General features: G+C 39.5%; 15 protein-coding genes. 7 read left to right on the top strand and 8 right to left on the bottom strand.

From position 1 onward, the window contains the following. The 5 genes from PU02_RS05610 to rpsF all read right to left on the bottom strand — a co-directional run bounded on the left by PU02_RS05610 (position 1) and on the right by rpsF (position 4,180). The gene (locus PU02_RS05610) at positions 1-1,503 is read right to left on the bottom strand and encodes a replicative DNA helicase (protein ID WP_053944447.1); all 1,503 of its coding nucleotides are present in this window, start codon (positions 1,501-1,503) and stop codon (positions 1-3) included. Between the two features lie 374 nt (positions 1,504-1,877). Then, positions 1,878-2,432: a 50S ribosomal protein L9 gene (rplI, locus tag PU02_RS05605; RefSeq protein ID WP_053944446.1), complete on the bottom strand. Its 555-nt coding sequence runs from the start codon at positions 2,430-2,432 to the stop codon at positions 1,878-1,880. A gap of 34 nt (positions 2,433-2,466) precedes the next feature. Beyond that, entirely contained in the window at positions 2,467-3,438 is a 972-nt protein-coding gene (locus PU02_RS05600; protein WP_053944445.1) for a hypothetical protein, read from the bottom strand. Between the two features lie 80 nt (positions 3,439-3,518). Continuing rightward, positions 3,519-3,767, bottom strand: a complete 249-nt coding sequence (gene rpsR, locus PU02_RS05595) for a 30S ribosomal protein S18 (RefSeq protein WP_053944444.1) — start codon at positions 3,765-3,767, stop codon at positions 3,519-3,521. Beyond that, positions 3,767-4,180: a 30S ribosomal protein S6 gene (gene rpsF, locus PU02_RS05590; protein ID WP_053944443.1), complete on the bottom strand. Its 414-nt coding sequence runs from the start codon at positions 4,178-4,180 to the stop codon at positions 3,767-3,769. The genes rpsR and rpsF overlap by 1 nt, the downstream gene beginning before the upstream one ends. 409 nt (positions 4,181-4,589) lie before the next feature. Between rpsF and PU02_RS05585 the strand changes: the two genes are divergently transcribed. The 7 genes from PU02_RS05585 (at position 4,590) to gmk (ending at position 10,730) form a co-directional block, all read left to right on the top strand. Continuing rightward, entirely contained in the window at positions 4,590-5,177 is a 588-nt protein-coding gene (locus PU02_RS05585) for an undecaprenyl-diphosphatase (protein WP_414947420.1), read from the top strand. Positions 5,178-5,250: 73 nt separating this feature from the next. After that, the gene (gene fabD / locus PU02_RS05580) at positions 5,251-6,195 is read left to right on the top strand and encodes an ACP S-malonyltransferase (protein WP_053944441.1); all 945 of its coding nucleotides are present in this window, start codon (positions 5,251-5,253) and stop codon (positions 6,193-6,195) included. Positions 6,196-6,213: 18 nt separating this feature from the next. After that, positions 6,214-6,951 (top strand): 3-oxoacyl-[acyl-carrier-protein] reductase, encoded by a 738-nt coding sequence (fabG, locus tag PU02_RS05575; RefSeq protein WP_053944440.1) that lies wholly within the window; start codon positions 6,214-6,216, stop codon positions 6,949-6,951. Between the two features lie 254 nt (positions 6,952-7,205). Continuing rightward, on the top strand, positions 7,206-7,442 hold the full coding sequence (locus PU02_RS05570; RefSeq protein ID WP_053944439.1) for an acyl carrier protein: 237 nt from the start codon (positions 7,206-7,208) through the stop codon (positions 7,440-7,442). 96 nt (positions 7,443-7,538) lie between these two features. Next, positions 7,539-8,801, top strand: coding sequence for a beta-ketoacyl-ACP synthase II (gene fabF, locus PU02_RS05565; protein WP_053944438.1), 1,263 nt, complete (start codon positions 7,539-7,541; stop codon positions 8,799-8,801). Positions 8,802-8,888: 87 nt separating this feature from the next. Beyond that, positions 8,889-9,995 (top strand): endolytic transglycosylase MltG, encoded by a 1,107-nt coding sequence (mltG, locus tag PU02_RS05560; protein WP_053944683.1) that lies wholly within the window; start codon positions 8,889-8,891, stop codon positions 9,993-9,995. 69 nt (positions 9,996-10,064) lie between these two features. Next, positions 10,065-10,730, top strand: a complete 666-nt coding sequence (gene gmk, locus PU02_RS05555) for a guanylate kinase (RefSeq protein ID WP_053944437.1) — start codon at positions 10,065-10,067, stop codon at positions 10,728-10,730. A 26-nt stretch (positions 10,731-10,756) separates the two neighbouring features. Here the strand turns inward: gmk and rsmA are convergent, their stop codons facing one another. The 3 genes from rsmA to PU02_RS05540 are packed head-to-tail and all read right to left on the bottom strand — an operon-like array spanning position 10,757 to position 13,550. After that, on the bottom strand, positions 10,757-11,587 hold the full coding sequence (rsmA, locus tag PU02_RS05550; RefSeq protein ID WP_053944436.1) for a 16S rRNA (adenine(1518)-N(6)/adenine(1519)-N(6))-dimethyltransferase RsmA: 831 nt from the start codon (positions 11,585-11,587) through the stop codon (positions 10,757-10,759). Then, the gene (gene pdxA, locus PU02_RS05545) at positions 11,578-12,594 is read right to left on the bottom strand and encodes a 4-hydroxythreonine-4-phosphate dehydrogenase PdxA (protein WP_071628371.1); all 1,017 of its coding nucleotides are present in this window, start codon (positions 12,592-12,594) and stop codon (positions 11,578-11,580) included. The genes rsmA and pdxA overlap by 10 nt, the downstream gene beginning before the upstream one ends. Then, the gene (locus PU02_RS05540) at positions 12,591-13,550 is read right to left on the bottom strand and encodes a SurA N-terminal domain-containing protein (protein ID WP_053944435.1); all 960 of its coding nucleotides are present in this window, start codon (positions 13,548-13,550) and stop codon (positions 12,591-12,593) included. The genes pdxA and PU02_RS05540 overlap by 4 nt, the downstream gene beginning before the upstream one ends. Between the last annotated feature and the right edge of the window lie 80 nt (positions 13,551-13,630).

Below are 13,630 nucleotides of genomic sequence, written 5' to 3'. Positions count from 1 at the left end.
TCACCCCAATTGTTCTGGAAGGTAATTGCTATCTGCCAAGTCGCTGAAGCGTGTATACTCTGATTGAAAAGAAAGATGAACTATTCCTGTTGGTCCATGTCGCTGCTTCGCAACAATAATATCAGCTTTTCCAAATATCTCATCCATTTCAGTCTGCCATTTTAAATGTTCAAGACTACCTATTTTAGGTTCTTCATTTTTAAGATAATATTCTTGACGGTAGACGAAAAGAACAACGTCTGCATCTTGTTCAATTGAACCAGATTCTCGTAAATCCGATAACTGAGGACGCTTGTCTGCTCGGTTTTCAACTTGACGTGAAAGCTGAGAAAGAGCGATAATGGGGATGTTGAGCTCTTTTGCCAAAGCCTTTAGTCCTGTTGTAATTTCAGTAATTTCCTGTACGCGGTTTTCAAATGAACGCTTTGAGCTACTTGTCATTAACTGTATATAGTCAATAATCAATACATCTAATCCATGTTGCCGTTTCAGACGGCGTGCGCGTGCAGCTAATTGAGCAATTGATATACCACCGGTCTGGTCGATATAGAGTGGCATCTTCTGTAAGCGATTTACTGTTCGCAGTAATTTGACAAATTGCTCTTCTGAAATGTTACCACGTCGAATTTCAGAAGAGGATATCTCTGTTTGTTCTGCAATGATGCGTGTTGCAAGTTGTTCCGATGACATTTCAAGTGAAAAGAAGCCTACGATGCCTCCTTCATTTTTTTGCGATGTATCTTCGTTACTAGTCTCACTCGTGTAGGCATTGGCAATGTTAAAGGCAATATTGGTAGCAAGAGAAGTTTTTCCCATACCAGGACGTCCAGCCAAAATGATCAAATCTGAAGGTTGTAATCCTCCCATTTGTTCATCAAGTTTTTTAATATGTGTAGCGATACCTGATAATTGTGAAGAGCGCTTTTTTGCTGCTCCTGCCATATCAATAGCTTTTTGGATAGCACGGTCGAAACCTTCAAATCCTCCACCATATTTTCCAGTTTCTGCGAGTTGAAATAAATTACGTTCAATAGTTTCAATTTGTTGTGCTGGATTTAGATCAATAGGGGTGTCAAAAGCTGTGTTAACAATTTTATTTCCAAGATCGATTAAGGAGCGTCGTACAAAAAGATCATAGATGACTCGTCCGTAATCTTCAGAATTAATGATTGTAACGGCTTCTTTAGCTAAACGAGTCACGTAACCGAATACGGTGATGTCTCCAATTATTTCCTCTGATGGAATGAAGGGTTTTATGGTGATAGGATTTGCCAGTTTCCCCTTTTTAATAATTTGTGATAAAGCACTAAAGATTACTTGGTGTAATTTCTCAAAAAATGTTCTGGTTTCAAAAAAATCTGAGACACGATCAAGAGCATCATTATTAATGAGAATTGCTCCTAGCAATGCTTGCTCAGCTTCAATATTGTGAGGAAGTTGCCGAAAAGAAGGAGTTTCTTCTTTGTTGGAAAGGCTAGAATTTAGGATGTTTGTCTCTTCCATAATAATCTTTTCTGCTCACATTTTGATGAATTGCTTTAAGGAACGAATGAAACACCGTACCCTAAAGGGGTAAAATATAGGCTGCCACATAAACCAAAACAATGTTATTCACATTTTAGCAACATCCACACAATATCCGCTTATCGTTAGTAAACAATCAGAGTGATACGAGTAGAAGATTTTTATCATAACTGGTTGTTTTAGTTAAGTTTTTAAAAAACAATACGCTAAAGGTTCACTCCTTAACAATGAAGGGATTATGTTTTTAGTAGCAGAACAACCGCAAGATACTCTGTTTTTTTAGACTGAGCATTTTACAATGTTTGTACACAAAGAGGCAGAAGGTAAAAGGTTAGATAAATGAAAAATACTAATTAAGAATTTTCAGCGACATGATCAACGTCATCATTTTTCGTTATCATCTGCTCTTGATCTTCCTCAGCAGATGTAAGATTTCTACCTTCTATTTGTTGCTTTGCTTCATTGGCTGAACGTGCAATATTAATTGTTACAGTAATTTGAACTTCAGGATGTAAGCTTATAGCGACTGTGTGAAGGCCGATCATTTTTATCGGATGGTGAAGTTCAATTTGGTTACGCTCAATAGAAAAACCATTTTCTATTATAATTTCTGCAATATCACGTGTTGATACAGAGCCATAAAGCTGTCCTGTTTCACCAGCAGAGCGAATAATTAAAAAAGATTGACCAGAAAGTTTTTCCGCAATTGCTTGGGCTTCACTCTTGCGTTCAAGGTTTCGAGCTTCAAGCTGAGCGTGCTGCATTTCAAAATATTTTTTATTAGTTTCATTAGCCCTTAAAGCTTTCCCTTTTGGTAGCAGAAAATTACGTGCATAACCATCCTTAACCGAAACAATATCGCCAATCTGACCAAGGTGAGTGATGCGTTCGAGTAGAATAATATCCATGTTTTTTCCTTTCAAATCAGTTAATTAATGTTTATCACCGCGCAATAGGACGGTTATATTGAATAGTAGCCCAAATACCCATAAGAAGAATGATGAATAGAACAGGTGAAGCAAAAACTACCGTTAAAATCGCAATATACACAAGTGACAATATAATGATCCTGCTATTGATTCCTTGTGTAATATTATGAAGATAGGCCAGACCACTAATCGATATGATGATGATATATGCAGTGGTGAAAATACGTGCACTTAAATCAAGAAAGAAACCCAACTCAATCATTGATGATATGCAGGCAATGATAAAAATAGCAAGTCCAGAGATTGGAAGACGGAAAGTTTTTTTCCAATCATCACGAGGCCGTGTCAGCCATTTCATACGCTGTGCTATTATTGTTGAAAAATAAAGATTACAAATGAGAAAAACCAAGCTATAAATAGTAAGTGCAAGAGCTATTAAGAGTGCTGAGTGTGTTACAAAAAACTCACCAAAAACTAGAATATCACTTTCATCAATGGATTGCGATTGCTGCATTGCTCGTATGACGCTTTGAGTAATTTTTTGAGTTATAGTCGGAGTATCTGGGTGAGACCCAATATAAAATCCGATGAAAATTGAGATACAAGCAATAAAATTTGTTAAAAGAAAGATAACCGATGATAGTGGATACCACCGTAAAGTTTCGTTTTCTTGTGTTTTTTGTGCGAGTCCAAGTAGCCAAGCAGTATAGACCGCAGGAAGAAAACACAGCAACATAAAGCCAACAGCAATATAAACATGGTTAGCTACAGCAAGAACACTAGTAGCACTTACTAAAGCGATGATACTGTATGAAGTTCCAAGACCAAATGCAGAGATAAAAATTGGAAGAGAAACAAAGCAACCGAGAAGAAAAGACAGGTAAGGTGCAACATGCGCAACAGCAACAGCAACAGTCACTACAAAAGCAGAAAAGACTCCAGATAAAACGGAGACGATCACCTCATAAGTACAAAAATTTCTCATTTGTCGCTGTCCTGCTTTCCACAGTTAGGAGCACTACAAGTACCCCAGCTTTGAGTATTTTATGTGTGCTTTCTGGTGTCTTATTTTACGATATAAGGCAGCAATCCAAGAAAGCGGGCACGTTTAATTGCTTTGGCCAATTCACGTTGTTTTTTCTGACTAACAGCCGTGATACGCGAAGGAACAATTTTACCACGTTCAGAAACATAACGCTGCAATAACTTGACATCTTTATAATCAATCTTAGGAGCACCTTCATCTGAAAACGGGCATGTTTTACGACGACGATTAAATGGACGGCGCATAGAAGTTTGGCTAATATCTGTCATTATTCTACTCCCTCTTCAGAATCCTCGCGCTGGTGACGTGAAGAGTAGGATTGATCTCCCCCTCTATTTTTGCCAGCAAAATCTTCACGATCAGAACGTGAAAGCATGGCAGACGGCCCCTTCTCGTGTTTTTCTACACGAACAGTCATGTAACGTAAAATCTCCTCATTAATGCGCATCTGACGCTCAACCTCTGCAATTGCAGCAGACGGAGCATCGATGTTGAGAAGTACGTAATAAGCTTTACGATTCTTGCGAACACGATAAGCAAGAGATCGGAGCCCCCAATTCTCAATACGGACAACTTTCCCACCGTGCGTTTCAATGACATTTGTATAAGTCTCTACAAGTGCACTAACCTTCTGCGGTGCAATATCCTGCTGAGCAAGAAACACGTGTTCATAAAGAGCCATCGTTGTACCTTTCTTCAATCAAACTTCACTGATCTTGACGCAAAGCCCCTGCGACTTGTCTTTTTGGATGATATCCAAAGAAGAAAGGACGCTTTTGCAATTCGAGACATCCGAGAGCGAAGACACGGGAGGCCAGAATCATTACGCTTCTTACCGGGTAACTGCCCAGTCCTCCGTTCAATCTCCAGCCAAAATACCAGCGTGAACAGCAGATCTTTACAATTTATCTTAGAAAATAGCAAGCTTATATGTGTAAAAATATTGCTTTGATGAAATACATTTTAATATATTTCAGCTGTTCGCGATTCACGTGTATGTACTGTGGCTTATTCGCTAAAATGAAAAATGGAAGTTTCCAAAGTGATATTGAACAAAATGAGAGAGGAAGATGGATTTCATATACCAAGTAGTGAGTTTAGCGTATCAAATTGATGTAATACTTTTTAAGACACTTGCAGGTGACTACCAGACGTGGCCTGTTTTTGCTTTTTGGGGGATTCTCTGTGCAAAATTCTTAGTTTATAGTATTCCACTACATCTTGTTTTTTTGTGGTTTTGCGGTGGGCGTGCAGAGAGATATGTAGTACTTAGTGTCTGTGCTAGTATTGCTATGGCTCTCTTTCTAGGGTACTGTATTTCCTTGATTTATTTTCGTCCTCGTCCATTTGTCACGCATTTAACGCACTCATTGATACAGCACCGGGCGACGGCTTCTTTTCCAAGTCATCACGCGTTAATTTTCGCATCTTATGCGTTTTGTCTCTATTTCCATAAATGTAAAACAAGTCCTAGATTGGCATTAATATCTTTAATTTTTGTTTGCTGGGGGCGCGTTTTTGTGGGTGTGCATTATCCTCTTGATGTGTTAGCTGCCGCAATCTTAGGATATTTAGTAAGCTTTATTATTGTTAAATTTGTCGTGTTACGTTTTCCTAAATTTTTATGTGAAATTCCACCTTTAAGGTATAATTTAAGGATGAATATTCATTCAGAGTAGGTTGTTTTGTTTTAATTTGTGTTTATAGTTTAGTTTATGATGTGTTGTTTATTGCGTTAAGGAAGTATTAGTAATGGGCGTTGCGTTTACTTTTCCAGGGCAAGGTAGCCAAGTTGTTGGTATGGGAAAGGTTCTTTCGGAGCAATTTTCTGCGGCAAGGATGGTTTTTGAGGAAGTTGATGATGCATTAGGCGAGAAATTATCACGCATAATTTTCGAAGGTCCAGGTGATACATTAATGTTAACAGCAAATGCTCAGCCGGCGTTGATGGCAGTGTCTGTTGCAGTTATTCGCGTTATGGAAGGGTTAGGTTTTGACATAAGGTCAAAAGTAAAATTTGTTGCAGGTCATTCTTTGGGAGAGTATTCTGCTCTTTGTGCTGCTGGTGCATTTAGTTTAGCTGATACGGCGAGGCTTTTGAGAATTCGTGGAAATGCTATGCAGGTGGCTGTTGCTGTTGGTGCAGGTTTGATGGTTGCATTGATTGGTCTGGATAAGAAAGATATTGAAGAAATTTGTAAAATTGTCTCAGAAGAAGGGGTATGTCAGATCGCCAACGATAATGGAGGTGGTCAATTTATTATTTCGGGTGAGGCAAGGGCTGTCAAAAAAGCGATGGAGATTGCCTCCGAAAAAGGGGCCAAACGTGTGGTTTTACTTCCTGTGTCGGCTCCATTTCATTCGATTTTGATGCAACCCGCAGCTGATGCGATGGAAGTCGCTCTGAGATCCGTCGATATGGTCGCTCCTATCGTTCCGTTGGTCGAGAATGTGTCTGTCACACCAGAAAATGATCCTGAGAGGATTCGTGCTCTCCTTGTTCATCAAGTGGTTGGGCAAGTGCGTTGGCGTGAAACAATCGAGTGGTTTGGGGCTAATGGAGTGGATACACTCTTTGAAATTGGTTCCGGAAAAATATTAACAGGTTTGGCTCGTCGTATTGATAAAGATATGAAGGGTTTGACGGTTGGTACAGGTGAAGAAATTGAAGAAGCATTGAGAGTACTCAATCTTTAAGTTAAGAAAGTCTAAAAAATGTTCAAATTAACAGGTCGAAAAGCTCTTATAACGGGGGCTTCAGGGGGAATTGGTGAGGCGATAGCGCGCCTTTTTCATGCACAGGGAGCGATTGTTGGGCTTCATGGAACACGTAAAGAACGGTTAGAAGAGATTGCAACAGACCTTGGAAAAGATTCTTTTGTATTTCCAGCTTGTCTTTCTGAGCGTGAGGCTGTTAAAAAATTAGCAGAGACAGTAGAAAATGAAATGGGGGGTGTTGATATCCTCGTGAATAATGCTGGTATCACTCGGGATGGTCTTTTCATACGTATGCAGGATACAGATTGGGATGATGTATTGGCTATCAATTTGACAGCTTCCTTCATTTTGACGCGTGCATTGGTACATGCTATGATGCGGCGTCGCTACGGTCGGATCATTAATATAACGTCTATTGTTGGTGTTGTAGGAAATCCTGGGCAAACAAATTATTGTGCAGCCAAAGCTGGTCTGATAGGTTTTTCTAAATCTTTAGCGCAGGAAATTGCATCAAGGAATGTAACGGTTAACTGCATTGCTCCGGGGTTTATTAAATCTGCAATGACCGATAAACTGAATGAAAAACAAAAAGAAGCGATTATGGCAGTGATTCCAATGAAGCGTATGGGAACGGGTGAAGAAATTGCTTCTGCAGCTGTTTATTTAGCTAGTGATGAGGCATCTTATGTTACTGGTCAGACAATGCATATCAATGGTGGAATGGCAATGATTTGAATATTTGCTTGATTCTACATTGATTTATAAATCGTATTATTCTAGATAACGGTGCACGAAATGGAACGAGGTATTTGTTTTGTATAACGGTTGCTGGGCTTGTGCAGGATTTCTAACTGGTTCGTTGAATAGGGAGTATCCACAATATGTGCTGAGTTTTGATTAAAATTCTATGGTAATATATCTATCATTTGGTTAGATGAAGCTGCATGGTTAGCTAAATACAGAAAATTAATTAGTTTAAGGATTTCAATATGAGTGATACAGAAGAGCGTGTTAAGAAGATTATCGTGGAGCATCTTGGAGTTGACGCAGACAAGGTAGTAGAGAATGCGAGCTTTATTGATGATCTTGGAGCAGATAGCCTTGATACGGTTGAGCTTGTTATGGCTTTTGAAGAGGAATTCGGTATAGAAATCCCAGATGATGCTGCCGAGACGATTTTTACGGTTAGTGATGCAGTAAAGTTTATTGATAAAGCTTCTGCGTAGTTTTACTGAAGGGCAGAAGTGTGGAGTGCTTTTGCCTTTATCCTTTAGAGGAATATGACTTTGAGGGGTAGGTTATTGGTTCAGGATTGAAAGTATATGAGGCGTGTTGTTGTTACTGGTTTAGGATTGGTGTCTCCTCTTGCTGGTGATACCGAGAATAGTTGGAAGCGTCTTCTTGAAGGGAAAAGCGGTGTTCGGCGTGTTACTGAGTTTGATGTGAGTGATTTGTCGTGTCAAATCGCTGCACGTATTCCCGTAGGAGATGGGACGAATGGCACGTATAATGCTGATTTGTATATGGACCTTAAGGAGCAGCGTAAGGTTGATGCTTTTATTACATATGCAATAGCTGCTGCCGATCAAGCTCTTGCAGATGCTGAATGGCATCCTAAAAATGATGAAGATCAAATTCGTACTGGTGTTGTTATTGGCTCCGGAATTGGTGGTGTTGAAGGTATTGTTGAAGCAGGCTATACTCTTCGTGATAAGGGACCTCGTCGAGTTTCTCCGTTTTTTATACCAGGACGTTTGATTAATCTTGCCTCTGGTCATGTTTCCATCAAGTATGGCCTACGCGGTCCCAATCATGCAGTTGTAACTGCTTGTTCGACAGGAGCACATGCAATAGGAGATGCTTCTCGTCTGATTGCTTTTGGTGATGCAGATGTAATGGTAGCTGGAGGAACGGAATCTCCAGTGAATCGAATATCCCTCGCTGGATTTGCAGCTTGTAAGGCCCTTTCCACAAATCGCAATCATGATCCTGAGCATGCGTCGCGTCCTTACGATGTAGATCGCGATGGTTTTGTTATGGGAGAGGGGGCTGCGGTTGTTGTTTTGGAAGAGCTTGAACACGCAAAAAAAAGAGGTGCTCGTATTTATGCCGAGATTGTCGGTTACGGACTATCTGGTGACGCTTATCATATTACAGCCCCTCCGGAAGGAGGAGAGGGTGCGCAGCGTAGCATGATTTCTGCCCTTGAGCGCGCGCGTGTGAATGTGTGTGATGTAGACTATATCAATGCTCATGGTACATCAACGATGGCTGATGTTATAGAGCTAGCAGCTGTAGAACGCGTTTTTGGTCACTGTGTGTCCAGCATTTCAATGTCGTCTACAAAATCATCTGTTGGACATTTGTTGGGAGCTGCTGGTGCAGCAGAGGCTATTTTTTGTATTTTGGCTATACGAGATAATATAGCTCCAGCAACGCTTAATCTTGATGACCCTTCAATCGAAACTAAAATTGATCTTGTTCCACACAGGCCGCGTGAGCGAAAGATTGATGTAGTTCTTTCTAATTCATTTGGTTTTGGTGGAACGAATGCATCTTTGCTTATGCGACGTTTTGTAGGATAGAAAGTATTTTCATTTCATGGGGTCTTTGTAACAAAATCATGGAAGAAGTGATGATATCATATCTGAGGGGTGATTAAGTTGACTGACCTGTCCGATGCAGAAAATAAAGCATCCCTACAGGATACGGGTGTTGCTTTATTGGGTGATTTGGTTAATGAAGCTGATATGTTAGCATGTGAGAAGCATAAAAGATTGCATGTGCATAACTCATTTATTGTTCTTGGACACTTTTTTATAACACTGATAATCTTCGTTCTTTTGGTGATTAGCGTCCCTATCTATATCGGGAAAATTATGTTTGAGGGAAAGAGATCAGTTGAAAAAGAACAGATTATTTCTATCCGTTCTGGTGCAGGAATTTGGGAAATTGCATCACTTCTTGAAAAAAATGGTCTCATTCGATCATCAGACGTTTTTGTATACGGAGTTAGCTATTATCAAAAATCAACATACCTTAAAGCAGGTGAGTATCTGGTACCAGCGAATGCTTCGATGAAAGATATTATGGACATTCTTGTTCGAGGAAGGTCTGTTGAATATTTTTTTACAGTGCCAGAAGGTTTGACGGTTCAGCAAATTTTTGATCGATTGGCGACGAATGAGATTTTGACAGGTAATCTTCCTGAGGAATTACCTCCAGAAGGTAGCTTAATGACGGATACAGTGCGTTTTACCCGTGGCACTACACGTATGGAGATTATAAGGCGGTTGCGTGAAGGGCAGGCCAAGTTAGTGAAAGAAATATGGGATGCTCGTTCGCCAAATTTACCAATTAAATCTATGGATGAATTTGTTGTACTAGCCTCAATTATTGAGAAAGAAACAGCAATCCCAGAGGAAAGATCAAAGGTTGCTGCGGTGTTTTACAATCGTCTCATCAAGGGGATGCGTCTGCAATCTGATCCTACGGTTATTTATGGTATTTTTGGTGGAAGAGGTAAGCCACCAGGTCGTGCTATTTATCGTTCAGATCTCGAAAAGGAAACGCCATATAATACATACAAAATTAATGGACTGCCGCCGACGGCTATTGCAAATCCAGGTCGAGGTTCTTTAAAGGCAGCAGCAAATGCACCTGAGATTGATGCGCTTTATTTTGTTGCAGATGGTTCTGGTGGGCATGTATTTTCCAAAACCTTGGAAGAACATAACGCCAATGTTCGTAAATGGCGCGCATTAAAGCAGGATCATTGAACTGTCATGAAATTTGGAGCTTATTACTAATATCTTTTAGAAAAATTTTGAAAAAAGAAGAATAACATTATGACATTACTTGAGAGAAAGTTTGATGCTCAAAGGATAGGCGTACGTCGTGGTTTTTTGTTTATTCTTTCATCTCCTTCAGGTGCTGGTAAATCAACTCTTGCGCAGTTGATGCTAAAAGATGGAAAGTTGGATCTCTCCATAAGTATGACTACACGACAAAGGCGCTCTAGTGAAGTTCATGGTCTTCACTATTATTTTGTTTCAAGAGAAGAGTTTGAACGTAGATGCGATAGAAATGAGTTCGTAGAGTGGGCAGAAGTTCATGGTAATTACTACGGAACTCTGTATGACAATGTTAAGAATACATTGAACGCTGGTCGAGATATGCTTTTTGATATTGATTATCAAGGTACTAAGCAACTTAAAGAGAAAATGCCAGGTGATACGGTATCTGTTTTCATTCTTCCCCCATCAATGAAAGAACTTGTTTCGCGGTTACATCGTAGAGCAGAAGATAGCCACGATGCTATTCGTCTACGCTTGAATAATGCACGAACAGAAATACAGCAGTGGCACCGTTATGATTATGTTATTATCAACGAAGATTTAAATCAGTCGTTATTTTTTGTTAGGTCAATTTATTTTGCAGAAGCAGTAAAACGAGAGCGCTGTTGTTTTTTAGAATCTTTTGTTAACGAGCTAGCTTCTGAAAAAATTGATTAGAGATTTTTAGGAAGAGCTCAGTGATTTTAAATAAGTAAATTTGCTAAAGTTACGAATTCAAGAACTGAAAGTGTTTCAGCTCGACGTGTTCCGTCAATATTTGCTTTTTTCAAAAGCATATCTCCTCCGATGCTCTTTAGACTTTGGCGGAGCATTTTTCTTTTTTGTCCAAAAGCAGTTTGTGTTACCAAGCTCAGTTTTTGTTCTGAGCACGTGAGGGGTTGCAAGCGTGGGGTAATATGAACAACAGAAGATACTACTTTAGGGGCTGGTATAAAAGCTTGAGGGTGAATATCAAAGGCGATTTTTGCAATGGTGCGCCAGCCAGCTAAAACACTAAGGCGGCTATAATTAGGCGATTGGGGAGAAGCAACGATGCGTTCAGCTACTTCGCGCTGAAACATAAGAGTCATCGATTGGTAGAATGGAGGCCATGATTGTGTCAAAAGCCAATTTAATAGAAGCTGCGTTCCAATGTTATATGGAAGGTTTGCAACAATATATGGTTTTTCTTTGTTTATATCAAAAATATTTGAGAAGTCTTGTTTTAATGCATCACCACAGATAATCCTTAATTTTTTTGGGTAGTGTTTTTTTATCTCTAACAGTGCTGGTATGCAGCGTTCGTCACGTTCTATTGCTGTTACGATAGCACCTTTCGTGAGTAAAGCGCGAGTAAGACCACCAGGGCCAGGGCCAATTTCAAGGACAGGTTTGTTCTCTAAGTTTCCGGCCTGATGAGCGATTTTAGAAGTTAAATTAAGATCAAAGAGGAAATTTTGGCCTAAAGCTTTATGAGCTTTGAGCCCATATGTGTTGATCACTTCACGTAGAGGAGGAAGGTTATCTATTGACATACTAAATAATTATTATTTGCGAGTTTATCAGCTGCTATAAGGGCAGCAATAAAACTTTCAGGAGAAGCTATACCACGATTAGCAATATCAAAAGCAGTTCCATGATCTGGTGATGTTCTAATAAAAGGTAACCCTAAGGTAATATTAACAGTATTGTCAAAATTCAATGTTTTAACAGGAATGAGGGCTTGATCGTGATACATACAGAGGGCTACATCGTATGTTTGTCTTGCACGCTCGTGAAACATCGTATCCGAAGAGAGGGGACCTACAATTCTTACTCCCTTATCCTTAAGGTTCATGATAGCAGGTGTAATAATTTCAACATCTTCTTTTCCGATTGCTCCATTTTCTCCGGCGTGAGGATTAAGACCAGCAACAGCTAAACGGGGCTTAGAAATTGCAAATTGCGTCCTTAAAGATTTTTCAACCGTTAAAGCAGTTTGTACAATTAAATTGGAAGTAAGATGTGAGGATATTTCACTGAGTGGAATATGAACAGTAATGGGAACTGTCTTTAATTGAGGTCCAGATAGCATCATGACTGGATGGTAGCGTCTGCCGGAACTCTTATAAGCAAGATGAGCAAGAAATTCAGTATGACCTGGAAATTCAAAACCAGCATCATAAAGTATTTTTTTTGCAATAGGACAGGTAATCATCGCACGTGCGTGCCCACTTTGAATTAGCTGAACAGATTGTCTTATTGCTTCAATTATTCCAGCAGCATTGCTTGGCGAAGGGATTCCTAATTGGTCACTTTGCGAATTTTTTTTAGCGGCATTACAGGAAGAGCTGTTTGAAAATTTTTTGGCAAGAGTGTTTAAAGAAACAACTTCTATAGCGATATCGAGTTGTAAAAAATTAGCACGTGATCGAATAATATCAGGATCAGCAAGAAGAAAAAAAGGTGGAATGTGACGCATATTACGCATATTCCACGCTTTAATAACCGCTTCAGGCCCTATACCCGCTGGATCACCGCTGCTAACAACTAACGAGCTCATTGCGAATTTTCAATATGTGCCGCCTGCCGCAATTCGTTTAAGTACTTTTTGCTCAAAGCTTCAAGTTTTTGAGGAGCACTTTTTTCATTATCCTGGATGGAAAATAAAAGCTGCGCAACACGATCATCAGAAACTTTTTTTATTTTACAAACAGCAAGCATCTCTACACCATACGATGTTTCCTGCAAATTGGTTATTTTTCCAACAGCTGTTGAGCGAACGTCTTTCTCCCAATTTTTGGGAAGTTGTGGTTCCAAAAATCTTCCCAAACTGCGGATAGTGACATCTACAACGCCTTCTGCCTGTTTCTTAGAATGCTCACAACCTCGGAAGTGTGTACGAAAATTATTTGCTTCTTGTGTGCGCTTTTTTAAGAGCTCTGCACGGCGATGAGAAGGAATGACAAAAATAATTTGCTGCAATGTATATTCATTTGTTGAGGGTTTTACACCACCATTCTTTAATATCCTGTGAGCTACCTCTTGCTCAGTGAGGAGGTTACCTTCAGCTTGATAACGCGCATTAACAAGACGTCCCCATCCTATTTGGTTACGGATAAATCCCTTAAAGTGTTCCACCGTAATATCCATTTGAGTTAGTATTTTGCTGAGGTAGTCAAGAGTCATATTATTTTGCTCTGCAAAACTTTCAAAAGCGTCGTCAACTTCTTCTTTACTAACATCAATACCACGATTCTTTACTTCAGTACTTTTGAGTATTTCATCAATGAGCTCTTCTCTTGCTTGCATAGCAAGATTCCCCTCTCTTTGCTGTAATTTAAGAAAGGCAACACGTTTCTGAATATCATAACTTGTTATGGCATTGCCATTGACTGTGACAGCAATTGAAGTTTGTGCGACAACTTGTGATACAAAGAGCTGGTTCAAATATGAACCACTCGCACTCAAAAAAGCGAGACAAAACAAAGCAAGGGCAGTATTTTTGAATCTGTTCATGAAAATAGACTTTCACATTGTTTTCAAACTTTCACTGACTATTAGGATACATGTTTTTTACGTAAAAACAACGATAAGTT

The sequence above is a fragment of the Bartonella ancashensis genome (assembly GCF_001281405.1).
In the GTDB taxonomy this organism is placed as follows: Bacteria; Pseudomonadota; Alphaproteobacteria; order Rhizobiales; family Rhizobiaceae; genus Bartonella; species Bartonella ancashensis.
This window is presented reverse-complemented; position numbering and strand designations above follow the sequence as displayed.

Excerpts from the sequence above, each read along its gene's own strand:
- PU02_RS05540 (WP_053944435.1), bottom strand. The coding sequence starts at position 13,550 with ATGAACAGATTCAAAAATACTGCCCTTGCTTTGTTTTGTCTCGCTTTT.
- PU02_RS05570 (WP_053944439.1), top strand. The coding sequence starts at position 7,206 with ATGAGTGATACAGAAGAGCGTGTTAAGAAGATTATCGTGGAGCATCTT.
- rpsR (WP_053944444.1), bottom strand. The coding sequence starts at position 3,767 with ATGACAGATATTAGCCAAACTTCTATGCGCCGTCCATTTAATCGTCGT.
- PU02_RS05600 (WP_053944445.1), bottom strand. The coding sequence starts at position 3,438 with ATGAGAAATTTTTGTACTTATGAGGTGATCGTCTCCGTTTTATCTGGA.
- rsmA (WP_053944436.1), bottom strand. The coding sequence starts at position 11,587 with ATGTCAATAGATAACCTTCCTCCTCTACGTGAAGTGATCAACACATAT.
- rplI (WP_053944446.1), bottom strand. The coding sequence starts at position 2,432 with ATGGATATTATTCTACTCGAACGCATCACTCACCTTGGTCAGATTGGC.
- pdxA (WP_071628371.1), bottom strand. The coding sequence starts at position 12,594 with ATGAGCTCGTTAGTTGTTAGCAGCGGTGATCCAGCGGGTATAGGGCCT.
- gmk (WP_053944437.1), top strand. The coding sequence starts at position 10,065 with ATGACATTACTTGAGAGAAAGTTTGATGCTCAAAGGATAGGCGTACGT.
- PU02_RS05610 (WP_053944447.1), bottom strand. The coding sequence starts at position 1,503 with ATGGAAGAGACAAACATCCTAAATTCTAGCCTTTCCAACAAAGAAGAA.
- rpsF (WP_053944443.1), bottom strand. The coding sequence starts at position 4,180 with ATGGCTCTTTATGAACACGTGTTTCTTGCTCAGCAGGATATTGCACCG.
- fabD (WP_053944441.1), top strand. The coding sequence starts at position 5,251 with ATGGGCGTTGCGTTTACTTTTCCAGGGCAAGGTAGCCAAGTTGTTGGT.
- fabF (WP_053944438.1), top strand. The coding sequence starts at position 7,539 with ATGAGGCGTGTTGTTGTTACTGGTTTAGGATTGGTGTCTCCTCTTGCT.
- fabG (WP_053944440.1), top strand. The coding sequence starts at position 6,214 with ATGTTCAAATTAACAGGTCGAAAAGCTCTTATAACGGGGGCTTCAGGG.